This window comes from Citrobacter sp. RHBSTW-00599 (genome assembly GCF_013784065.1).
Classification (GTDB): domain Bacteria; phylum Pseudomonadota; class Gammaproteobacteria; order Enterobacterales; family Enterobacteriaceae; genus Citrobacter; species Citrobacter braakii.
The window spans coordinates 4,380,049-4,401,631 of record NZ_CP056717.1 but is presented as its reverse complement, the minus strand read 5'-3'; the positions used below and the strand labels follow the sequence as shown (position 1 = coordinate 4,401,631).

19 protein-coding genes are annotated in these 21,583 nt (G+C 52.1%); 5 read left to right on the top strand and 14 right to left on the bottom strand.

All coding sequences use genetic code 11. The features are described from left to right. Positions 1-95: 95 nt before the first annotated feature. From HV243_RS21415 to HV243_RS21395, 5 genes are all read right to left on the bottom strand, one after another. Positions 96-1,943 carry a 3'-5' exonuclease gene (locus HV243_RS21415; protein WP_053389310.1) on the bottom strand — a complete coding sequence of 616 codons (1,848 nt, stop codon included), beginning with the start codon at positions 1,941-1,943 and terminating at the stop codon, positions 96-98. 186 nt (positions 1,944-2,129) lie between these two features. Then, positions 2,130-3,086, bottom strand: a complete 957-nt coding sequence (gene yjiA / locus HV243_RS21410; RefSeq protein ID WP_053389311.1) for a GTPase — start codon at positions 3,084-3,086, stop codon at positions 2,130-2,132. A 12-nt stretch (positions 3,087-3,098) separates the two neighbouring features. After that, positions 3,099-3,293 (bottom strand): YbdD/YjiX family protein, encoded by a 195-nt coding sequence (locus HV243_RS21405; RefSeq protein WP_003830038.1) that lies wholly within the window; start codon positions 3,291-3,293, stop codon positions 3,099-3,101. A 49-nt stretch (positions 3,294-3,342) separates the two neighbouring features. Next, positions 3,343-5,493: a pyruvate/proton symporter BtsT gene (gene btsT, locus HV243_RS21400; RefSeq protein ID WP_003830033.1), complete on the bottom strand. Its 2,151-nt coding sequence runs from the start codon at positions 5,491-5,493 to the stop codon at positions 3,343-3,345. Positions 5,494-5,782: 289 nt separating this feature from the next. After that, positions 5,783-6,325, bottom strand: coding sequence for a hypothetical protein (locus HV243_RS21395; RefSeq protein WP_053389312.1), 543 nt, complete (start codon positions 6,323-6,325; stop codon positions 5,783-5,785). A gap of 191 nt (positions 6,326-6,516) precedes the next feature. Between HV243_RS21395 and tsr the strand changes: the two genes are divergently transcribed. Then, complete coding sequence (gene tsr / locus HV243_RS21390) at positions 6,517-8,178, top strand: methyl-accepting chemotaxis protein (RefSeq protein ID WP_016155617.1); 1,662 nt, start codon at positions 6,517-6,519, stop codon at positions 8,176-8,178. A 39-nt stretch (positions 8,179-8,217) separates the two neighbouring features. Here tsr and HV243_RS21385 read toward each other — a convergent pair whose 3' ends face one another. The 3 genes from HV243_RS21385 to HV243_RS21375 all read right to left on the bottom strand — a co-directional run bounded on the left by HV243_RS21385 (position 8,218) and on the right by HV243_RS21375 (position 11,274). Further along, on the bottom strand, positions 8,218-8,733 hold the full coding sequence (locus HV243_RS21385) for a GNAT family N-acetyltransferase (protein ID WP_047358387.1): 516 nt from the start codon (positions 8,731-8,733) through the stop codon (positions 8,218-8,220). 52 nt (positions 8,734-8,785) lie between these two features. Next, a complete protein-coding gene (locus HV243_RS21380) occupies positions 8,786-10,147 on the bottom strand; it encodes an MFS transporter (protein WP_016155619.1) in 1,362 nt (453 codons plus the stop codon). Between the two features lie 212 nt (positions 10,148-10,359). Further along, the gene (locus HV243_RS21375) at positions 10,360-11,274 is read right to left on the bottom strand and encodes a GntR family transcriptional regulator (RefSeq protein ID WP_016151582.1); all 915 of its coding nucleotides are present in this window, start codon (positions 11,272-11,274) and stop codon (positions 10,360-10,362) included. 137 nt (positions 11,275-11,411) lie between these two features. Between HV243_RS21375 and HV243_RS21370 the strand changes: the two genes are divergently transcribed. Both HV243_RS21370 and HV243_RS21365 read left to right on the top strand, forming a co-directional pair. Further along, on the top strand, positions 11,412-12,434 hold the full coding sequence (locus tag HV243_RS21370; protein ID WP_047358386.1) for a zinc-binding alcohol dehydrogenase family protein: 1,023 nt from the start codon (positions 11,412-11,414) through the stop codon (positions 12,432-12,434). A 13-nt stretch (positions 12,435-12,447) separates the two neighbouring features. Further along, positions 12,448-13,893: a tagaturonate reductase gene (locus tag HV243_RS21365; RefSeq protein ID WP_047358385.1), complete on the top strand. Its 1,446-nt coding sequence runs from the start codon at positions 12,448-12,450 to the stop codon at positions 13,891-13,893. 105 nt (positions 13,894-13,998) lie between these two features. On the opposite strand, the gene opgB is transcribed toward HV243_RS21365, so the two are convergent. The 6 genes from opgB to HV243_RS21335 all read right to left on the bottom strand — a co-directional run bounded on the left by opgB (position 13,999) and on the right by HV243_RS21335 (position 19,727). Next, positions 13,999-16,290: a phosphatidylglycerol--membrane-oligosaccharide glycerophosphotransferase gene (gene opgB, locus HV243_RS21360; protein WP_053389313.1), complete on the bottom strand. Its 2,292-nt coding sequence runs from the start codon at positions 16,288-16,290 to the stop codon at positions 13,999-14,001. Positions 16,291-16,520: 230 nt separating this feature from the next. Continuing rightward, positions 16,521-17,012 (bottom strand): DUF2501 domain-containing protein, encoded by a 492-nt coding sequence (locus HV243_RS21355; RefSeq protein ID WP_016151586.1) that lies wholly within the window; start codon positions 17,010-17,012, stop codon positions 16,521-16,523. 70 nt (positions 17,013-17,082) lie between these two features. Continuing rightward, positions 17,083-17,820 carry a DNA replication protein DnaC gene (gene dnaC / locus HV243_RS21350; RefSeq protein ID WP_016155623.1) on the bottom strand — a complete coding sequence of 246 codons (738 nt, stop codon included), beginning with the start codon at positions 17,818-17,820 and terminating at the stop codon, positions 17,083-17,085. 2 nt (positions 17,821-17,822) lie between these two features. After that, complete coding sequence (gene dnaT / locus HV243_RS21345; RefSeq protein ID WP_016151588.1) at positions 17,823-18,362, bottom strand: primosomal protein DnaT; 540 nt, start codon at positions 18,360-18,362, stop codon at positions 17,823-17,825. Between the two features lie 124 nt (positions 18,363-18,486). Then, the gene (locus HV243_RS21340) at positions 18,487-18,960 is read right to left on the bottom strand and encodes a threonine/serine exporter (protein ID WP_016151589.1); all 474 of its coding nucleotides are present in this window, start codon (positions 18,958-18,960) and stop codon (positions 18,487-18,489) included. Then, positions 18,951-19,727: a threonine/serine exporter ThrE family protein gene (locus tag HV243_RS21335; RefSeq protein ID WP_016155624.1), complete on the bottom strand. Its 777-nt coding sequence runs from the start codon at positions 19,725-19,727 to the stop codon at positions 18,951-18,953. Before HV243_RS21335 ends, HV243_RS21340 begins: the two co-directional genes overlap by 10 nt. 458 nt (positions 19,728-20,185) lie before the next feature. Here HV243_RS21335 and HV243_RS21330 point away from each other — a divergent pair, with 458 nt between their 5' ends. Further along, a complete protein-coding gene (locus HV243_RS21330; RefSeq protein WP_053389314.1) occupies positions 20,186-20,911 on the top strand; it encodes a response regulator transcription factor in 726 nt (241 codons plus the stop codon). After that, complete coding sequence (gene bglJ / locus HV243_RS21325) at positions 20,872-21,549, top strand: DNA-binding transcriptional activator BglJ (RefSeq protein WP_047414508.1); 678 nt, start codon at positions 20,872-20,874, stop codon at positions 21,547-21,549. Before HV243_RS21330 ends, bglJ begins: the two co-directional genes overlap by 40 nt. Positions 21,550-21,583: the final 34 nt, after the last annotated feature.

The window sequence follows — 21,583 nt, the reverse complement described above, 5'->3', positions numbered from 1 at the left end:
AGTGGGTTGTAACGCAGCAGGGCGTGTTGAAATAGGATTCGCCCCTCTCCGCTGTAGGGAGAGGGGAATGTTTACGGATTCCTGGCGTGGCTCCGTTAGATCACCTTTGCGCTATTTTCGTAGGTGTTGATAAGATGGTCGCGCAAGCTCCCTGTTCCGTGCATTGTCACCAAAAGATTCTGGCGCGCGCGGGTAAATCCGACATACAGACGCTTGATGTCGTCACTCAGATCTTCCTCATCCCTTTCCTTTGCGGCATCCATAATAGCCACTGAGTGAAATTCAAGCCCCTTACTGCTTGGTAAAGGCATTACACAAAGGAGATCATTTTGCGGCGACCAGTGCTTTTTGTCATCGCTGGTCACAATCATTTGGTAGGGGATGCTACGCGCCGCGAGACGTGGCCCCAGCATCCCCGAAATGCTGTATGTTGAAGGGCACAGTATGGCGATCTCTGACCATGCAATACCTTGTTGTCGCTGCTTTGTCACCCAATCGAGCACGTGAGTAATCTCCTCGTCCTGATTATCAAAGCTGGCCAGTGCCGGGTAAGTGCCGGACAAGCCTCCAGCATCGGGTTGCTGGTATTTGAGCGCCTCTTCAATGTGATTATTGAGATAATTAAAGGCAATGTTGCTGGCAAAATGGAGTATTTGCCGGGTATTACGATAGTTGGTATTCAGGATCGTAGTGCGGCCGAGGGCCTTAATATTGACACTAGAGAGTGTGAAGTCGAGGGCTTTCTTTTTCTGGTAGATAGACTGGGCGTCATCGTAGAGGAAAAGAAGGGAGTTATCTTTGTTGTCTGGCATACGTGCGAGTATTCTCAGCCACTCCGGTTTAAAATCGTGTCCCTCGTCTATTAGGACTGCGCTGTATTGCTCCGGTTTTATACTCCCCTTTTCAAATGCCACCGTCAGTGCATTTTCCATCAGCTCAATAAAGTTTTTGCTTTTCGGCGGAAGACAATGATGTGCATTTAACTGTTGATAACACCAGGCATGAAAATGGATGACTTCGACGGGAAGTCTTAAAGTGTGCTGCTCAAGCTGTGATTTGAGTTTTTTGGCCAGCGTGATGTTGTAGCAAATCACCAGGATCGGCTTGGTGTTTTCAATATTGTTGGCAAGCTCAATACAACGGTGGTGCAAAATGAGCGTTTTACCGGATCCTGCCACGCCATGAATAACACGGTGTCCTGCACCCATGCTTCTGGCGAGTTGTTCCTGGTTCCTGTCCATCATGCAAACCACATCGGGGGTGTGGAACGTAAAATTGTTCAGATCAACCTGCGTAACGGATGCGTTAATGCGTACATCGGGATATAGATGCCATCGGATACGGTCGAGTTGCTGTGGTGTAGTGTGATGAGCGTAGTTATGTCTGAGAAGGGATTCGAGCCGGGCAGAGATTTGTTCCTTGGTCATAAACTCGCTGAGTTCGTCTTTGCAAATAACCTGGCTGGCTGGGAATAGTTCATTTATCGCTTCGGGTGGAAAACTCTTTTCTAGCTGTGCTCGGGTGATATTGCTCAAATAAACACCAAATCCATACGGCATAATAAAGCTGCCTTCATAATCACCTTGTTGCTGGCGAAGCAGCGGATCTTTTTTTAGGCTATTGATAGTGTGAAAGGTATATTGACGAACCTGTTCGAGTGGATTCTTGAACGGTTGAATGCCGTCTTTAGTTTCATAATGAATATGTGATTTGTTGGCAGATTTAATTTTTGTAATAAACCAGTCTTTTACTTCTATAAATAACAAACCTTTTTCGGGGGTTAGAATTACAAAATCCGGATGCTCTTGCTTGTCTCCCATTCGGGTGTCATACCAGCAGGTACACTGTTCGCTGAGTCCCCCCTCAAGAAGTCTTGCCAGTCTTTTTTCGCCGGCAGTAATTTTCTCGCTACAACTGCTTATTGTGGGAATAATGATTGCCATGTTACGCCTACCAATTCATGAAAATTATATAAATATGTTAAATTAATATTCCGAGAGATATTAATAAAAACATGAATTCATCATGGGTAATGACATTAACAGACAATATTACAAACAGAAAGCGTGATGCGAGATATTTGTTTCAGAGATATTTGCTCCCTTTCACAAATAAAAGGGAGCGGCTGTTTACTTCTTCAACCCCGCAAACGCGGCTCGGATCTCGTCTTCCGGCAGGTTAATGCCGATAAACACCAGCAGGCTGTGCGGTTGTTCGTCGCCCCACGGGCGATCCCAGTCGGCGCTGTACAGACGCTGAACGCCCTGGAACAGCAGGCGGTTTGGCTCGTCTTCAATCCACAGCATGCCTTTGTAGCGCAGCAACTTCTCGGCGGATTCCAGCAGCAGATTTTCCATTACCCGCGACACGTCACTGATGTTTACCGGGTAATCCAGCTCGACGACGATCGAGGAGATATCATTTTGCTTATCGGCGATAAAGTGGAAGCGTGGTTTGGCGCTGACCACGTTCTCCTCGAGCATGAAACCGTTGGTATCGAACAGCAGGGAGAGGTCGATATCACCATGCGTGACGGTATACACCGGGGCGCGGGCGTTGATGCGCGCCAGGCGCTCACGCAGTTTCTCGCTTTCACCCGCCACGTCGGTTTTGGTCAGTAGAATGCGGTCAGCGTAGCCCACCTGCGACTGGGCGATGGTGAACTGGTTCATCTGATCGTCGGCATGTACCGCGTCAACCAGCGCAATCACACCGTCCAACAGGTAGCGTTCGCAAATCACTTCATGGGAGAAAAAGGTCTGGATAATCGGGCCGGGGTCAGCCATGCCGGTGCACTCGATCACCAAACGGTCGAAATGGATGGCGCCTTTATCGAGGTTGTCGAGCAGATCTAACAGTGCGTCTTCCAGCTCACTGGAGCGTGTACAGCAAATGCAGCCGTTGGTCAGGGTTTTGATCTGCGTGGCGCGGTCGCCAATCAGCTGATCGTCCACCGAGACTTCGCCGAATTCGTTTTCGATAACGGCAATCTTATAGCCGTGCTGCTCGTTGAGAATATGGCGCAGCAGGGTGGTTTTACCCGCGCCAAGAAAACCGGTGAGTAGGGTAACTGCAATCGGGGTCATTCATTTCTCCTTCTAACAGCAACTGCTTCCGCCGCTACCGTAGCGGGCTTCCTGGCGCTCGCGGAAGAATTCTTCGTAGGTCATGTACGGCTTATCGGGATGGTTGGTCTTCATGTGCTCGACGTAGTTGTCGTAGTCCGGAATGCCAATCAGCATCTTTGCCGCCTGACCGAGGTATTTTTTTGCCTGACCTAAAGTACCAAACATAAACAATCCTGATAAGCGAAAAGCCCCGCCGAAGCGGGGCTGAATACGGTTAGTGATGTGAAGAGGTCTTCACGCCGCCTTCCGGCACCGGTACATACGGCGTCTCTTTATCAGAGCGACCGTTGATGGCGCGGGCTTTCTGCCAGGTACGGAACCCGTAGAAAATGATGCTGTACACCACCACCAGGAACAGAATACTCAGGCCTGCGTTGGTGTAGTTGTTGACGACGATGTGGTTCATGTTGGCAATCTGCTGAGCGGTCAGTTCGCCGCCGTTAGCAATCTTCTCTTTGTACTGATTCGCCATGAAGAAGAAGCCTTCCATCTGCGGGTTGGTGCTGAACAGTTTCAGACCCAGCGCCCAGGTGGTGCAGATAAGCAGCCATACTGCCGGAACAACGGTAACCCAGATATATTTGGTGCGCTGCATTTTAACCAGTACCACGGTGCCCAGAACCAGTGCCACGGCAGCCAGCATCTGGTTAGAGATACCGAACAGCGGCCACAGGCTCTTAACGCCGCCCAGCGGGTCAACAACGCCTTGATACAGCAGGTAACCCCACAGGCCTACGCAGCCCGCAGTACCGATGATACCCGCAACCAGAGAGTCGGTTTTCTTCAGGAACGGAACGAAGTTCCCCAGTAAATCCTGCAGCATAAAGCGGCCAGAACGGGTACCGGCATCCAGTGCGGTCAGGATGAACAGTGCTTCAAACAGAATACCGAAGTGGTACCAGAAGCCCATATCAGCCATTGGCAGCACTTTGTGGAACACGTGAGCGATACCAACGGCCAGCGTCGGCGCGCCACCTGCGCGGTTCAGAACGGACGGTTCACCGATGTCTTTCGCGGTCTGCAGGATCTGCTCAGGCGAAATGACGAAGCCCCAGGAGCTGACGGTCGCCGCCGCATGTGCGGTTACGTCTTTCAACTGCGCCATAATCAGCGGGGCGTTCTCGCCGCTCATTTCATGCAGGTTCGGCATGGTGATGCCAAGGCCTGCTGGCGGGGTGTTCATTGCGAAGTACAGACCCGGTTCGATGATGGACGCGGCAACCAGCGCCATAATCGCCACGAAGGATTCCATCAGCATGGCGCCGTAACCGATAAAGCGCGCGTCGGTTTCACAGGCCAGCAGCTTCGGTGTGGTACCAGAAGCGATCAGCGCGTGGAAGCCAGAGACCGCACCACACGCGATGGTGATGAACAGGAACGGGAACAGAGCGCCTTTCCACAGCGGACCAGTACCATCAACGTACTGAGTCATCGCCGGCATTTTCAGTTCCGGGTTGAGGATAACAATCCCCACCGCCAGACCGACGATAACGCCGATTTTCAGGAAGGTAGCCAGATAGTCGCGCGGCGCGAGGATCAGCCATACCGGCAGCAGCGCAGAGATAAACGCGTAGCCGATCAGGGTAAAGGTAATGGTGGTGTCTTTAAAGGTCAGCGCCGGGCCCCAGTACGGGTCGTGAGCAATCACGCCGCCGAAGTAGATGGACGCAACTAGCAGCACAATACCAATCACCGACACTTCGCCCACACGACCCGGTCGCAGGAATCGCATGTAGATCCCCATGAATAGCGCGATAGGTACGGTTGAGCAGACGGTGAACACACCCCACGGGCTTTCAGCCAGCGCTTTCACCACGATCAGCGCCAGTACCGCAAGGATGATGATCATGATTAAGAAGCAGCCGAACAGCGCAATGGTTCCCGGGATCGGGCCCATCTCTTCTTTGATCATCTCACCCAGCGATGCGCCGTTACGGCGTGAAGAGATAAACAGCACCATGAAGTCCTGCACCGCACCGGCCAGCACGACACCCGCCAGCAGCCACAGCGTACCGGGCAGATAGCCCATCTGCGCGGCCAGTACCGGCCCAACCAGCGGACCTGCACCTGCGATAGCGGCAAAGTGGTGGCCAAACAATACGTTACGGTTGGTTGGAACGTAGTTCAGACCGTCATTGTTGATGACCGCCGGCGTGGCACGCGTCGGGTCAAGTTTCATCACCTTTTGGGCGATGTACAGACTGTAGTAACGATAGGCCACCAGATAAACAGAAACTGAGGCGACCACGATCCACAGGGCACTGATGTGCTCACCCCGACGTAATGCCACTACCGAGAGGCAGAATGCACCGATGATTCCGAGAATCACCCAGGGTATGTGCTTGAATATCTTTTTCGTATCCATAGTAAAACCTGGTATCTAATTAATAATTGGCCGAAGCCGCGTGGGTTTGATCTTGTGTTTGAGGAGGTAATTTGACTGCTATGTTGGGGGGATCTTGCCAGAGAAATACGCGCGTAAAGTAAGGTAAATAAGTGAGCGGTTGTATGTCAGCTTAAGCGGTCCCAAGTGTCAGTGAGCGGTAAGCAATGGGGGTGAGTGGGGGCATTTATGTGATTGAGATCACGGCATTATAGCGTTCGCCCATCTACATGCCGTGTTTTCCAACTGACGAAGCATCTCACTGAGATACTTAGATCACGATATAACAGTAAGGCGTATGTTCGATGTCTTTAAGCAACACATGTTTCTTACGTGATTTAGTCAGGTAATATTTTTCATCCAGATAATAGTCAATCAGTTCATCGAGGCGCTCTTTGTCTATGCGGGGCGTTACTCCTAACGTCCAGAAGCTACGCAGCTCTAATTCCGAACGTTTGATTTTTGCGCTTTTAACCAAATCCGCAATCATATTTCTGACGCAGCTTGTCGGATCCTGGTTCTGCTTGAGCTCAAGCGCAATGTAGCTGTCCTGCGTCCATCCTTTTTTCCGCAATAAGAAATCTGCACGCACAGACACACGCTGTGGATTTTTCCGCAGATCGCAAGCGAGGGTCTGTTCACGCCACCATTCATGACCTGTCGAAGCCAACAGATTGGCAAATTCTATCTGCATCCACACTTCCCAACCGGAGATGTTGTACTGATCGATGATATTGAGCTTTTGACGAACATCTTCACGTTCAAAAAAGTGGTGTGCGAGAGTGGATAGGTGATCAAAATCGCGATTCAACATAGAAGCATCCTTTTCTTAAAAAACGGGAATCCTACACCTAAGGCGCAACAGAACGACAAATTTTTTGCGTAATTTGTCATAGGGAACGGGATTTAATGTGAAAACGATAATTCTGTGGCAATTGCTGACACCATAAAGTTTTCTCTTTCCAGGCCGAAAACCAGAGTATCTGTCTAGCGGAAAGAGAAAACATGTTAAAACGAATGAAGATTGTTACCAGCTTACTGCTGGTATTGGCGCTATTTGGCCTTTTACAGCTCGCCTCGGGCGGCTTGTTTTTTAACTCACTTAAGAATGACAAAGAGAACTTTACCGTTCTGCAAACCATTCGCCAGCAACAGTCTGCGCTTAACGCCACCTGGGTTGAGCTGCTGCAAACGCGTAATACCCTGAACCGGGCGGGTATTCGCTACATGATGGATCAGAGCAATATCGGCAGCGGTGCGACCGTTGCTGAGCTGATGCAGGTAGCCAGCACAGCGCTGAAACTGACGGAAAAAAACTGGGCGATTTACGAGTCGCTCCCGCGCGATCCGCGTCAAAGTGAAGCCGCGTTCCAGGAGATCAACCGCACCTATGACATCTATCACGGCGCGCTGGCGGAGCTGATCCAGTTACTGGGTGACGGGAAGATCAATGCGTTCTTTGATCAACCCACGCAAAGCTATCAGGATGGTTTTGAGAAGACATACATCAACTACATGCAGCAGAATGATCGCCTGTATGACATAGCAGTGGCAGATAACAACAGCTCTTACAGCCAGGCGATGTGGGTATTGGTCTGTGTACTGATTACCGTACTGGCGGCAATTATTGCGGTCTGGTTCGGCATCAAACTGACTCTTATCTCCCCAATGAACCGTCTGATCGACAGCATTCGTCATATCGCCAGCGGCGACCTGGTGAAGCGTATTGAGGTGGAAGGTTCCAACGAGATTGGCCAACTGGCGGAAAGTCTGCGTCACATGCAGGGTGAGCTGATGAACACCGTGGGTGATGTGCGTAACGGTGCCAACGCGATTTACAGCGGGGCCAGCGAGATTGCGATGGGCAACAACGATCTCTCCTCGCGTACCGAGCAGCAGGCTGCATCTCTGGAAGAAACCGCAGCCAGCATGGAACAGCTGACGGCGACCGTGAAGCAGAACGCCGAAAACGCGCGTCAGGCCAGCCATCTGGCCCTAAGCGCTTCTGAAACCGCGCAAAAAGGCGGCAAAGTGGTGGATAACGTGGTGCAAACCATGCGCGACATCGCTTCCAGTTCGCAGAAAATCGCCGACATTATCAGCGTCATCGACGGCATTGCCTTCCAGACCAACATTCTGGCGCTCAACGCCGCGGTAGAAGCTGCGCGTGCGGGCGAGCAGGGCCGTGGTTTTGCGGTGGTTGCGGGTGAAGTTCGTAACCTGGCCCAGCGTAGTGCGCAGGCCGCGCGCGAGATCAAGAGCCTGATTGAAGACTCGGTCAGCCGTGTGGATGTGGGTTCAACGCTGGTAGAAAGCGCTGGTGAAACCATGGATGAGATCGTCAATGCGGTAACCCGCGTGACCGATATCATGGGTGAAATCGCCTCTGCTTCTGATGAACAGAGCCGCGGTATCGACCAGGTCGGTCTGGCCGTTGCTGAGATGGATCGTGTGACGCAGCAGAACGCCTCGCTGGTGGAAGAATCCGCCGCCGCCGCTGCGGCGCTGGAAGAGCAGGCCAGCCGCCTGACCCAGGCCGTTGCCGTGTTCCGTATTCAGCATGACCAACAGCGCGCGCGTGACGTTGCTGCCGCTAAACCGGTTTCAACGGTCCAGCCGCGAAAAGCTGCGGTAACGGATGCCGGGGATAACTGGGAAACGTTCTAAGTTGGTAATGCCCGATAAGGCGTAGTCGCCCGCGGGCAATTAACGCAGCATCAGGCGCATGGCGCAGCGTAGTTCGTACGTCTGCCCGTGCGCCGCTTCGTCTTCTCTTTTCTGGCGCAGCAGTGCAGGAAGCGTCTCGTCAGCCAGCATTTCAAACCCCAATCGTGCGTACAATGGCGCATTCCACGGCACATCACGGAAGGTGGTCAGCGTGAGCGATGTATAACCTTTCTCGCGCGCCTGTTCGGCAACATAGCCAATCAATCTGCGACCAATACCTTTTCCCTGCCACTCCAGATGCAGTGAAAGTTCAGCAATAAACAGCGATGACCCCAGTGTTTCGGCAACTAAAAAACCGACCGGATGCTCGTCGACCTGCGCCAGCCAGCTCATGCCAGCAGCGGCAAATGCCCGATGCTGGTCAACCGATATAATCTGGTCGTCAGCAATCCACGCCAGTTCGGGGATGAGTAAAAAACGTTGCCCCGCAGATCGTTCGATGGCGGGAAGAGCGGCAGTTTCTGCCAGAGTGGTGGAGCGTAAGGTGATGTTCATTTGTCGAGCATAACATGCCCGATAAGCGCGGTGTTATCGGGCATCATGAGGATTAATCTTTACGCGGATCGCTGATGGGTTGGCGCACCAGGAAGATGTAGGCGAGGGCTCCCACCATGGTGACGCAGCCACAGATGATTAGCGCCAGACGGAAAGAGTTGGTGGTATCAACAATAAATCCGGTGACGATTGGTGCAAACGACGCGCAGATAAAGCTGGCAAAGTTCTGGATACTGCCCACGGAGGCGGTCATGCGTGAGGCGACGGCTACGTGGATCAGACCCCAGCACGAGGTGCCGGCGAAGTGGATACAGAACAGCGCCATACCGATCAGTAATACGGCGGCCATCGACGTTGTGGCCTGCGGCACGATGAAAGTGAAGGCCGCAGAACAGAACATCCCGGCGATAATACAAATCTTACGGCTCTTAATCGGTGCCATACCGCCTTTCACCAGCCAGTCGGTAACAAAACCGTTAATTAACATGCCGGCTGCGCCAAACAGGAATGGGATCGCCGCCATTAATCCGGTGCTTTTTAAATCCAGGTTGTAGGAGGTTTGCAGGTAGCCTGGCAGCCACGCCAGATATAACCACGCGGTGTAGTTGATGCCGCTAAAGCCCAGCATCATGCCCCACATAGTGCGGTTGCGGAACAGGCTGCGCCATTCGGCAAAGCTCAGCGGATCGCGGCGGGCATTGACGCTACCGGCGTTCAGATACGCTTGTTCAGTAGCGCTCAGCGCAATCTGCTCGCGGTTGCGATACAACATGTACCAGCCGATGGCGAGGAAAATACCCAGCACGCCGATGGTAATAAACATCCAACGCCAGCCCATCACCAGCATCATGGCAGCCAGAATCGGCGGGCTAATGGCAACACCGATGGTGGAAGCGGCGTTGAATAACCCCATTGGGCGACCGCGCTCTTTGATGTTAAACCAGTCGTTGATGACCTTTACGCCGCACGGGTTCATGGGCGCTTCGCCGATCCCCATCCCGATACGCACGAGAACAAACTGAGTGAAGCTGTGAACCATGCCAGACATCGCCTGAAACAGCGACCAGAAGAACATCCCCAGCCCCAGCATAATGCGCGGACCTTTGCGATCCAGCAGCGGGCCGCAGGGCAGCTGTGCAATACCGTAAGCGAGAGAAAACACTGACAGCAGTACGCCGATTTGCGTGGCGCTCAGCCCCAGTTCTTCACGAATCGTTAAGTTGGCGACCGACAGTGAACTGCGGTCGAGATAATTAATCACCGCAGCAAAAAATAATAAAATCATTGCTGTGGTCTGAATACGTTTTATTCGGCTACTGCGTTGCACCATGCCCTCAGGCGGAACGTTAATATCCGCAGATGACGACGTGCCAAACGAAGAACTCGGGTCGAGGGTAATATTATTTTTTTCCACGCCGGACTCCTGAACCTCAATAATTTATTTTCACACAGCCGGGCTGTGCAGTATTGAAAAAATACCAGTGATGAATCAATTTGCTCATCACCGCTCACAAAAGTTTTTAATGCAGTCGACTTAGCGTGAGCATAGGCAAGCGGTATTTTTCCGGCGTTTTTATTTTTATAAAATCGTGCTCCCGGTAATGGTTTGCTGTTTTTTATCGGTACTTAATGAGCGGCGCTATGGCTTTGGTTGATGGAGCGAATCATCGATTGTTTGGCTGAATTCAAATGGTTACAGAGCGCCAGGGTGGCATCCAGGTCGCTGCGGCAAATCAGTGCGCTGAGGATGGTCATATGCTCATCAATGGCAATGATATTGCGCTGCTTGAGGTCGCTTTCATCCCACTGATAATGAAAGTGGAAAATCACGGAGATGATTTCAAGTGATTGATTAAAAAATATATTATCTGCTGCGGAGAGCAGTAAAGCATGAAACTCACGGTCTAACTGCGAGAACATACGAAAGCTGCTGCCGATGCTGTCGCGCAGGACCCGGTGACGCTCCAGCAGTGTTTTAGCCTGCAGCCAGCGCGGGTCATCGTCGGGCAGATTGAGAAAATGCTGCAGGGAATGGGTTTCCAGCATCTCTCTGAGTTCAAACAGCTGTTCCGCATAGGCCTGATCGAACTGCTTCATGCTCCAATGGCCGCGTTTTTCGTTTTTGATCAGATTGTAACGTTCGAATTTTAAAAGATATTCTCTCACCACCACCGGGCTGACCCCTGCAGCTCTGGCAAGCTGTAGTTCGGAGAAACTCTCCCCTGCGCGTAGCTGACGCTGGTTGATCATGGTGAAAAAAGCCTGCTCAAAAATCCGGTTTTGCTCAGTCATGGAGGCGGTGGTACAGGCAAAACCGTCGTCATGGTCGGGTTTACGTACGATGACATAGTGGCTGCCGACCTGGGTCAGCACGCCGCACTCGCCTAAGTGGCTCAGCATATGGCGCACGGTGGTGCGGCTGATGTTGTACATCTCCGCCAGCGCGCTTTGCGACGGGAGGGGGGAAGGGATATGACCACGCGCCATATCATCGATTATCTGGTTAATCACATTGTGGCGTAAGTTCTGTGAACGGCTCATGGCTTCTCCTTTTTGCGTATTAAAACCCGATTTAAAACATTTTTATGCGCTGGGATTCACAGATTGTGTTTCTGCTTTCTCCGGCTTTTTTATTTTCGTTGATATCTGAGGCAACAAAAAAACAGGAGAGCAGAATCATGTCTACGATGAATACGTTGATTTGCCAGGAACCTAAAAAATTAGTCTGGAAAGAGCGTGAAATACCTATTCCGGGTGAGGGTGAAGCATTAATAAAAATTAAATCAGTCGGGATTTGCGGTACCGATATTCATGCCTGGGGCGGCAATCAGCCATTTTTCAGCTATCCACGTGTGCTGGGTCATGAAATATGTGGGGAAATTGTCGGGCTGGGCAAAAATATACAGAATTTGAAAAATGGTCAGCAGGTGGCGGTTATTCCTTACGTGGCCTGCCAGCAGTGTCCGGCCTGTCTGAGCGGGCGCACTAACTGCTGCGAGAAGATTTCGGTGATTGGCGTGCATCAGGATGGCGGCTTCAGCGAATACCTGTCCGTACCGGTCACCAACCTGTTGGATGCGCAGGGAATTGATCCGCAGGCGGCGGCGCTGATTGAGCCTTATGCCATTAGCGCGCATGCGGTACGCCGGGCGGCAGTGGCTCCGGGTGAGCAGGTGCTGGTGGTCGGTGCCGGTCCGATTGGTCTGGGCGCGGCGGCGATTGCCAAAGCCGATGGCGCACAGGTGGTGGTCGCCGATACCAGTCCGGCTCGCCGGGAGCATGTGGTTTCCCGGTTGGGGCTCCCGGTTATCGATCCGTCTGCTGAAGATTTTGATGCGCAGTTGCGTAACCAGTTTGGTGGTTCGCTGGCGCAAAAGGTCATTGATGCCACGGGCAATCAGCATGCGATGAACAACACGGTGAATTTGATTCGCCATGGCGGCAGCATTGTTTTCGTTGGGCTATTCAAAGGCGATTTGCAGTTCTCCGATCCGGAGTTCCACAAGAAAGAGACCACCATGATGGGCAGTCGCAACGCCACACCGGAAGATTTCGCCAAAGTGGGCCGCCTGATGTCGGAAGGCAAACTGACCGCCGACATGATGCTCACGCACCGTTACGCATTTGCCACACTGGCGGAAATCTACGAACGGGATGTGATTAACAACCGTGAACTGATTAAAGGCGTGATCACGTTCTGAGAGGGTAAATGTGATGAAGACATTGAATCGACGTGATTTTCCGGGTGCCAGCTACCCAACGCGCGTGATCCAGTTTGGTGAAGGGAATTTCCTGCGGGCGTTTGTCGACTGGCAACTGGATATCCTCAACGAGCAAACCTTTCTGAACGCTGGCGTGACCATCGTTCGCCCGATCAATAGCGATTTTCCACCGTCGCTGAATACCCAGGACGGGCTGTATACCACGCTTATTCGCGGTCTAAACTCGCAGGGCGAAGCGGTGAGCGAGGCGCGGCTTATCCGTTCGGTGAATAACGAAATCAATCCGTATCAGGACTTCGCGGCGTATCTGGCGCTGGCCCACAATGCGGATATTCGCTTTGTGTTTTCAAATACCACCGAAGCCGGAATTAGCTATCACGCGGCAGACCGGGTCGATGATGCGCCGCCGGTAAGCTTTCCGGCTAAACTGACGCGTCTGCTGCTGGAGCGTTTTAATCATTTTGAGGGCGCGGTGGATAAGGGGTGGGTCATTATCCCGTGCGAGCTTATCGACTATAACGGCGAGGCGCTCAAAACGCTGGTACTGCAGTATGCGCAGGAGTGGCAGCTTCCCCCGGCGTTTGCCGACTGGGTGGCGACGGCAAACACCTTCTGTTCCACGCTGGTCGACCGCATTGTCACCGGCTACCCGCGAGAAGAAGCCGCCGCGCTGGAAGCTACGCTTGGCTATCACGATGCGTTTCTCGATACCGCGGAGCATTTTTACCTGTTTGTGATTCAGGGGCCGCAGTGGCTGGCGGAGGAACTGAAGCTGGCGCAGTGTCCGCTGAACATTCGGGTAGTGAGCGATATTAAACCGTACAAAGAGCGTAAGGTCGCCATTCTCAATGGCGCGCATACGTCGTTGGTGCCGGTGGCCTGGCTGTGTGGTCTGGAGACCGTCGGCGAAGCGATGCAGGATGCCGATGTCCGTCACTTTATCGAGCGGGCGATTAGCGAGGAAATTATACCGGTATTGGGTCTCCCGGCGGATGAACTGCGTGAATTTGCCGACGCGGTGAGCGGGCGTTTTCAAAACCCCTACATTCGTCACCAGTTGCTTTCCATTGCGCTTAACGGGATGACCAAATTCCGTACCCGAATTTTGCCGCAACTGCTGGCGGGCCAGCAAAATGGGCGCTGGCCCGTGCGGTTAACGTTCGCCCTCGCGGCGCTGCTGGCGTTTTATCGCGCTGAGCGGGAGGGAGAACGCTATCCGATACAGGATGATGAGCAGTGGGTTAGCCTGTATGCCAGTCTGTGGCCGCGAGTTGGCAAAGATTTAACGCTGCGTGAACTGGTGGATACTGTGCTCGGCGATGCGGCGCACTGGGGTGAAGATTTGACGTTGCTGCCCGGGCTTGCCGGGCAGGTGACGGCAAACCTGGAAATGATTCTGGTGCAGGGTATGCGCCAGGCAGTGAAAAGTCTGGAATAAGGTTGCCATGCAGCGCCCGGTGTGGTGTTGGGCGCTGTTTTTTTTCAGACAATAAATGCGGCTAGCTGTAAGGCTGATAAGCGAAGCGCCATCAGCCATTTCATGTTACGAGCCCTGAGCGACCACTTTGATTTCAACCATCCCGATCCCCAGCTTACGCGGCGAGTGGCCGAGAATATTGCCCTCGTTGGTGGCGACCGGATCGGGCGGGACAATCACCAGCGTATCGGCATCCGCCGGGTTATCAAAATGCAAGGTAGTGGTAGTGACATCATGGCCTAACACCAGCGTCTGTTCCTCGTGGCCAACGCGTACGGGAATAGGGCGATTGGCGTTGTCGCCGAAGGCTTTCGCTGTAATGACCAGATCGAATTTCTTCGGCAGCGGGGCCTTGTACTCGATGGTCACCTCTTTGCTGAGCTGCGCATTGGACCAGCGCCCCCAGGATTCGGGGCGTGATATGCCGCTAAACTGTTTAACCTCTTCCGGCGCGCCCGCCACGTTGAAGACGAAGCTGTCGGCTTTGTAGCGAATGTCGTTATCGACAATTTTCAGCGTATCAACGTTACCTTTGTAGCGCTCCATGTCGATCACCGTGTCTTTAAACACGGTTTTACTTTTCCATTTGGCTTTGTCGACGTGCTGCACGATTTGCTGTCCGCCTAACTGGCCTTGCGATACGCACCAGTCGGTGGAGAGCGCCAACTCCGGGGCCCATAGCTGCGCCATTTTGTAGCAGCGATCAACCCAGACAAAGTTATCTCGCGGCGCGAAATCTGCCAGTTGGAAGCGCAGCGGGGCCGAGTATTCGCTTTCCGGCAGCGGCTCGACGCGTTTGTCCGATACGCGCAGCAACAACGGCAGGCGGAAATGGCTGCCGGAGAAAGAGATCATGTTTTTGTCCTGGTCGACGGTGAACTCTTTCATCTCTTTCGGGAAATTCCACAGGCGGATGATATCGGGCTTCCACGCCAGCATTTTTTCTTTGATGTTCAGGAACACTTCAGACGCGGATTCGCTCGACAAACTGCTGCGGCCAAGACCGATAAAGTTATCGCCACCGAGAATATCCAGTACCGTTGCCCCGTTATCCATCGTGTTACGCTTCACCGCCAGCGTGTCCTGCTGTGGCTGGTCGCCGCGCAGCACGAAGAACAGGTTGTTGCGATCCTGCTTGTTCAGATACTTCCATGCGGTGTTGTTCATCGCCAGATGATCGGAAGAAACCACGATAACGGTATCTTTGAACCACGGTGAGGCTTTGATCTTATTGATAAATTCGGCAATGTTTTCCTGGCTGCAGCTGACCGCGCTGAAGGATTGGTTGGCCTTCCCGTCGATGTCATAACGTTTACGGTTGCAGCTACGTGAGATAAATCCATCTGGATGATGGGTATCCACAGTCAGCGTAAACAGTGAAAAGCGCTGGCCCGAACGCGAAAGCTCTTCGAATTTTTTCCATGCTTCATCCAGCACGGTATCGTCGTAGAAGCCCCAGTCGTTGCGATAGGCCGGGTCCGCAACCACGCTTTTTAACTCTTCCGCACCGTAGAGATGATCAAAACCGTGAGATTTCAGGAACACGTCTTTGCCGGCAAAGCGCAGGTTGGCTCCCTGCACAAAGTAGTTTTGATAGCCGGAGTTTTTCAGGATATCGCCCAGACAGATATTGTTGGGGAAGAAGCTGGAGACCGACGCCGAGGCGTTGCCTTCAAACGGCGCAAACAGCGGAATACCGCACTGGGAGGCGACCATGCCAGCGATTGTGTAATCGGTACCCGGAAGTTGCATGGTATTGCTGAAATCCAGACCTTCGTTTTTCAACGCACCGAGTTCCGGGGTCAGATCCGGGAACGCGTCGTTGTTAAAATAGGTGCGCTCGAGGCTTTCGCCATAGATATAAACCAGATTCAGCTTCGGGTTGGGAATCGTTTTTGACGGCTCTTTATAATAGGTTGGGAAATCCGGATCGCCATCGCGCGACTGCGACTTTACCAGTTCGGTTATCTGGTGAAACGCCGGGCTGGCGTCTACGGAGGCCAGCGCCAGCAGCAGGGCCAGCAGACTGTAACCCACATGATGCGGATGATGGCGACGGCGGCGCAGAATCCAGCCGAGAGCGACAAAAACGGTCGTCAGGGCCAGCGCAATCCCGACGCCAGGTAAGATATATTTTCCAATTCCCGCGCCGGTCAGGCTATTGGTCAGCGTGTACAGAACCGCGTCATTGATACCGTCGCCGGTGAAATAGTCACTGGCATACAGCGTGATATTCAAGACAATAAAAATCCCCAGCACCGTTAACGTGGCAGCAAACCACCAGGTGTTGCGACCCGCTTTCCAGGCGTAAATCAGCACTGAAGCGAGAAACAGAGTAATGGAGATGAGTTCTGACAACGATCGATCCTCAGTAAACCGGGCAAACGCCAGGCAGGCTAATGATTTTGGCAAAGCACAATGTAATAGCGATGTTGCATTGCTGCAATTGTAGTGACATTAAATTACGTTGTTATTCAGAATTGGTTTAGATATGCGTGTTTTTTGCGGGGGATTTACTGATTATTTGACGTGTGAATTTTATGGGGAGCAGGTTGATGCCGCGCAGGGTATACGCGGCATGTCGTGCGTCAGGAAATGAAGTTCATACCCTGTTTTAACACCAGATCGCAGGCCTTGGTTTTTACCTGCTTCGCCAGCGAGCTGTTGCCAATTGTGTTCAGGTCCAGTTGTTGACCATCTTTGGCGTTGAGCAGCCCCTGAATGCCGTCCATATAGTTGGTGTCTTGTTTCTGCTCCGGAGCACTGAGGCCTAGTTTATCCAGCACCTGGTTTTTGACGTTCTGCGTGTCGGTGACCGAGGCCAGTTTCTGTTTCGCGCAATATTCCAGGATCCCGGCGGCGTTATTCATGCTGCTGGAGGTCAGCGACTGATTGCTGCCATTCAGTAGACTGGTCAGGGAAGAGAGCGACGAGCCGCCCTGCGAGCCGGAGCTTTGTTTGCTCAGTTCGCTGGCCGCGCTGGAGAGCGAATCCTGCCAGGAGGCGGCGAAAACGCTGGTCGAGATGAGCGTGCTGGCGGCAAGCGCACAGCACAGCAGACGTTTGGTTGTTTTCATCATTATATGCAACTCGTGTTATGCCTTTTCAGCGCAGTATAGCGCCGGCAGTCTTAGGAGTGGTCCTAATACGTTAATACTCTTTACCGGTTACCCGACTACGGTAGCTTTCCCAGTTAAAAATCACCCACAGGCTGTTGCCAAGGCGCATACGATCCATAACCCGCTCGCCCAGCAGTTTGTTCATTTCATCCATATTGCTGTTGGTCAACATACCGGTCGGGCGTTTTGAAGACGAGCGGCGATCGACGATCTGGTTGATGATCACCTTTTCATAGCGGGATTCGGTCTGCACGCCGATTTCGTCGATCACCAGCAAATCGACATTGCTGAGATCGTTGAGTAGCTGTTCTTCGCTGGTTTCACGGTTGCTGAAGGTATCTTTCATGGCTGACATAATGTCCGCGACGGTGATAATCAGCACCGACTTGCCGCGCAGCAGCAGCTCGTTGCAGATAGCGGCGGCCAGATGGTTTTTGCCGGTGCCGGGCTTGCCAGAGAAAATAAAGCTGGCGATGTTGCCGTCAAACTCTTCAACGTACTGGCGAGCTTTGCTCAGGGCGTTCATCTGACCTTCGCATTCCACCCGATAGTTATCGAACGAACAGTTCTGATGCAGTGGACGAATACCGGAACGGTTGAATGTGCGCTGCATTTTCATGGCTCGGTTTTCACGGGCCAGCGCTGCGGCGCGAATTTCACCTTGCTCTTTTTGCCATGCCAGCAGCTCCTCGCCCGTTTTAAAGGCTGGCTCGACATTAGCCGGCATCATTTTTTGCAGACGTTTCATCAGGTCGCCAACGTTTTTCATCGTTATCCTCTAAAACCCGGTGGAATATGGTTGTCAGGCTCGCTGACACTGTTCACATCGCGCTTCGGCATTCCGCCATTGCTGGCCCGGCCAATCTGGATGCTGCGTGCCAGTTTTTGCTGCCACTGAATATGGTGAAAGACTTTGCCTTCGGCCTGCCAGTAGGCGACAAATGAGGCCAGTTCCTCGGCGGTGACCGGTTCTCTTAACGCCACGCCCCACAGGGCGGCCTGGCGCTGAAAGTCGGCATCGGGCTGCCAGTCAGCGTACATCGCAAATTTCCCCATTGGCACGACAACAGGAGCGGTTTGCGGCTCTTCATAAAATTGTGCATCCAGCGTCACATCGCTTCCCGGGCGTGACAGCTTCTCTTCAAGCGCTAACAACTCGGCCAGTCGTGCAGGCGTCACCGCGTAAAATGCTGGCGCGTTATTGGCGAATACGGCTACGGCGCCGCCCGCAGACCTGGCCAGCACCGTGTGGTGATCGTGTAGTAAGGCGTCAATGCTAGTGACGTCCGGCGTCAAAATTTTGCTGGGCATAATGTTTCTCAATACTGAACAACAACCGAGAAGGGGACTGCTTTTATAGTAACACAGAGAAGAAGGAGAGCAGCAGATGAGGGGGGCGATTCCCCTCTCTGCGAGGAGCTAACAAAGCGTGCCGCTAAACACGCGGGCGTTTGCGATACAGCCATAATCCCGGTACGGATAGCCCGATAGAGAGCGCTCCGACAATCGATGAGGCTTTCAGGAAATTGGTCAACAGCGTGATCATCAGCGCTTCGCTGTAACCAAAATGGCCGATTTTTACCGCCGAGATCATGGCGGTATAGGCCGAGATCCCAGGGAACATGGGGATTACTGCCGCAACGGTGAAGACTTTCGGATGCGCCAGATACCAGCGTGACCACTGGATCCCAATGCAGCCCACCAGTAGCGACGCCATAAAAGTTGACCATTCGATATTAAATCCAGCGCTCATCATCACCATTCGTGAACCGTGGCCGAGTGCGCCGAGTAACGCGCACCAGGGGAGCGCCCGATGTGGTACGTTAAATACCATGGCAAAACCAAGCGCCGGAATCGCCGACAGGATCATGTCCTGCATTAGCGCCAAAATGAAATCGATCACGCCCATCCGCGAAGCCCCCATAAGGTCATCGACATGACTACGCCAATGCAGGTCGCCAGCGTCAGCAGACTGGCAATAGCCCAGCGAGCGAGCCCTGTATTAATGTGTCCCTTAAACATATCCGCGACGGAGTTGATCAACGGAAAACCCGGAACCAGCAGCAGCACGCTGGCGGCCATGGCGATGGTTGGAGTGTGGTTAAACGTCGGCAAGGTCAGCAGCAGACCAGAAATCGAGGTTGCCACAAACGCAGTAATGCAGAAGTTGATTTGCGGGTGCAAATGCCGGGACGCCAGAATCTGGCGAATATACATTGCCACCATACTGGCGAAAAAGGTGATCACCGCGCCATCCCATCCGCCATTATTGAGTTTACAAAAGCAGGCGCAGGACAAGCCGACCATAAAGGCGACCAACCATCTTGGATAGCGCAGCGGCTTAATCTGGCTAAAGCGTTTCTCAACGCCTTTAACATCCAGCAGTTTGTGTTCCGCCAGAATAACGATGTGCTGCACCTCCGTCACGACGTGCATGTTAATTCCGCGATCCTGATTTTTTCGCGTTGAAGTCAGGCACTGCCCGTCTTTAATGGTGGTCAGGACGATGGCGTTAGAGGAGATAGCGCTTTCTACGCTATCCATGCCAAGCGCCAGCCCGAGGCGGGTGGATAGCTCGTCAACCAGCGCACTTTCTGCCCCATGCTGAAGTAAAAAAAGACCGCATTGAATACATAACCGTGTAACCGTTCGCTGTGACGACTGCTCTGTTTGCATGACTCGCTCTGACTGAAAAGGATCTCTTTGCGTGGCGGATGTCTTCTTTTTATCATGAAGCATGATCCTGTTGGCTCTGGCTAAGATCAATCTTTGCGTCGAAAAAAGATGCAGATCGTACGTCTGATGCGTTTGCACACCTCACTTGCTTATCAATAAAGACAGCACTTATGAAAATGTAATGTTATTTATCAGGATGGAAAATACGTAAGCAACGCTAACGATCTATTGTAGTTCTTTTAATTGTACAAAGAGTGTATTCATGAGTAATTATTGGCATGATGGTTCAATAGTTTGATGCTACTGGGATTGTAGCGGTATAACTTTGTTTATAAATAAAAGCCAAGGATAAACAATTCACCTCGTCTATTGTTTAGGGTTTCCTGTTAATTAATACTTTTAATTTATCAGGGGATTTTTAATAAGTGCGAATACGGACTGGTGAGTGTGGAGGAGATATGTTGCCAGGACGCTGCAAAAACGCAATTATTATTAGTAAATTACCGATCGTACAAACCGGACTTAAAAGTGTAATGCAGGGGCAGTTCGCTGATTATGAACTTACCTACTGCCGCTCCGTCGAAGAATTGACGTTGCTGCAGCTGCGTTGTGCCGATTTGGTGATTGCTGACTTATCCGGAGACTGTAATCATCCACGTTCAGTCTGCGAACAGTATTATTCTTTATTATCTCAATACCGCGATATTCATTGGATATTTCTCGTTTCTCGTGTTTTTTATCCGCTGGCCATTGAATTGCTGATGTGCCCTGTCAGTTCGCTGTTATCTGATGCCGAGACGATTGAAAGTTTGGTGAATGTTATTCACGCAGGAAATAGCCGTGCCGAGAGAATTAGCAAGTCTCTGCTCTCTCCGCCCCTGATGCCAGAATTAGCAGACCATAGCGCCCGCTCAATTGTACTTACCCTCTCGGAGAGGAAAGTGCTGAGACTCTTGGGAAAAGGTTGGGGAATTAATCAGATTGCGACATTGCTGAAGAAAAGCAATAAAACGATCAGCGCCCAAAAGAACAGCGCTATGCGTCGCTTGTCGATACATAGCAATGCAGAAATGTACGCCTGGATAAACAGTTCTCAAGGATCGCGAGAATTGAATTTACCTTCAGTTTATGGAGAAACCACGGAATGGAAAGCCGAAGCATCAAAAGAAACGTTGCGCTGGTAGAGAAGTGCGCGATGAGTAGCGTCGGTATTAAGAGCCTGTTTAATACCATGCCGGATAACCAATACGAACTTCATATCTTTTCGAGCCAGCCTGCATTTAGTCAGGTGATGTTAAAAACGTCGTTTTCGGCGGTTATTTTCTCCCTCTCTGCAATCAGAACCGATCGCAGGGCCGGGTTAGCTTATCTGACGGAATTAGCGGTAAATTTTCCGCGTATTCGCCGGGTGGTGATTGCTGATGATGACGCTGAAGCGCGATTAATCGGCTCTTTGTCGCCGTTGCCGTTAGATGGCGTTGTGAGCAAATCTTCTTCGTTAACGGTACTGCAGGACGCGTTATATACAGTATTGAACGGTCCCAACCGGGGAACCGAAGGTTCTAAAAACCATTGGTATATCAATCAAAGCCGTATGCTCAGTCCAACAGAACGAGAAATACTGCGCTTTATGTCGAATGGCTATTCAATGCCGCAGATCGCTGCTCAGTTAGAGCGGAATATTAAAACCATTCGGGCACATAAATTTAATGTGATGTCCAAGCTGGGCGTGAGCTCAGATGCCGGACTGCTGGATGCTGCAGATATCCTGCTGTACCTGCGTGCAGGTGAACCTGCACCTTTTCTACAGGCGGCTTCTTAGCGGGTAATGTTAGATCGTTTCGTGCCGGGTTTCG

Bases quoted from the DNA above. Each gene is read 5' to 3' on its own strand.
- HV243_RS21355 (WP_016151586.1), bottom strand. From the start codon at position 17,012: ATGATGAAAACAACCAAACGTCTGCTGTGCTGTGCGCTTGCCGCCAGC.
- HV243_RS21340 (WP_016151589.1), bottom strand. From the start codon at position 18,960: ATGGGCGTGATCGATTTCATTTTGGCGCTAATGCAGGACATGATCCTG.
- HV243_RS21370 (WP_047358386.1), top strand. From the start codon at position 11,412: ATGTCTACGATGAATACGTTGATTTGCCAGGAACCTAAAAAATTAGTC.
- btsT (WP_003830033.1), bottom strand. From the start codon at position 5,493: ATGGATACGAAAAAGATATTCAAGCACATACCCTGGGTGATTCTCGGA.
- yjiA (WP_053389311.1), bottom strand. From the start codon at position 3,086: ATGACCCCGATTGCAGTTACCCTACTCACCGGTTTTCTTGGCGCGGGT.
- HV243_RS21335 (WP_016155624.1), bottom strand. From the start codon at position 19,727: ATGCAAACAGAGCAGTCGTCACAGCGAACGGTTACACGGTTATGTATT.
- tsr (WP_016155617.1), top strand. From the start codon at position 6,517: ATGTTAAAACGAATGAAGATTGTTACCAGCTTACTGCTGGTATTGGCG.
- HV243_RS21330 (WP_053389314.1), top strand. From the start codon at position 20,186: ATGTTGCCAGGACGCTGCAAAAACGCAATTATTATTAGTAAATTACCG.
- HV243_RS21405 (WP_003830038.1), bottom strand. From the start codon at position 3,293: ATGTTTGGTACTTTAGGTCAGGCAAAAAAATACCTCGGTCAGGCGGCA.
- HV243_RS21415 (WP_053389310.1), bottom strand. From the start codon at position 1,943: ATGGCAATCATTATTCCCACAATAAGCAGTTGTAGCGAGAAAATTACT.
- HV243_RS21395 (WP_053389312.1), bottom strand. From the start codon at position 6,325: ATGTTGAATCGCGATTTTGATCACCTATCCACTCTCGCACACCACTTT.
- bglJ (WP_047414508.1), top strand. From the start codon at position 20,872: ATGGAAAGCCGAAGCATCAAAAGAAACGTTGCGCTGGTAGAGAAGTGC.
- HV243_RS21375 (WP_016151582.1), bottom strand. From the start codon at position 11,274: ATGAGCCGTTCACAGAACTTACGCCACAATGTGATTAACCAGATAATC.
- HV243_RS21365 (WP_047358385.1), top strand. From the start codon at position 12,448: ATGAAGACATTGAATCGACGTGATTTTCCGGGTGCCAGCTACCCAACG.
- dnaC (WP_016155623.1), bottom strand. From the start codon at position 17,820: ATGAAAAACGTTGGCGACCTGATGAAACGTCTGCAAAAAATGATGCCG.
- dnaT (WP_016151588.1), bottom strand. From the start codon at position 18,362: ATGCCCAGCAAAATTTTGACGCCGGACGTCACTAGCATTGACGCCTTA.
- HV243_RS21385 (WP_047358387.1), bottom strand. From the start codon at position 8,733: ATGAACATCACCTTACGCTCCACCACTCTGGCAGAAACTGCCGCTCTT.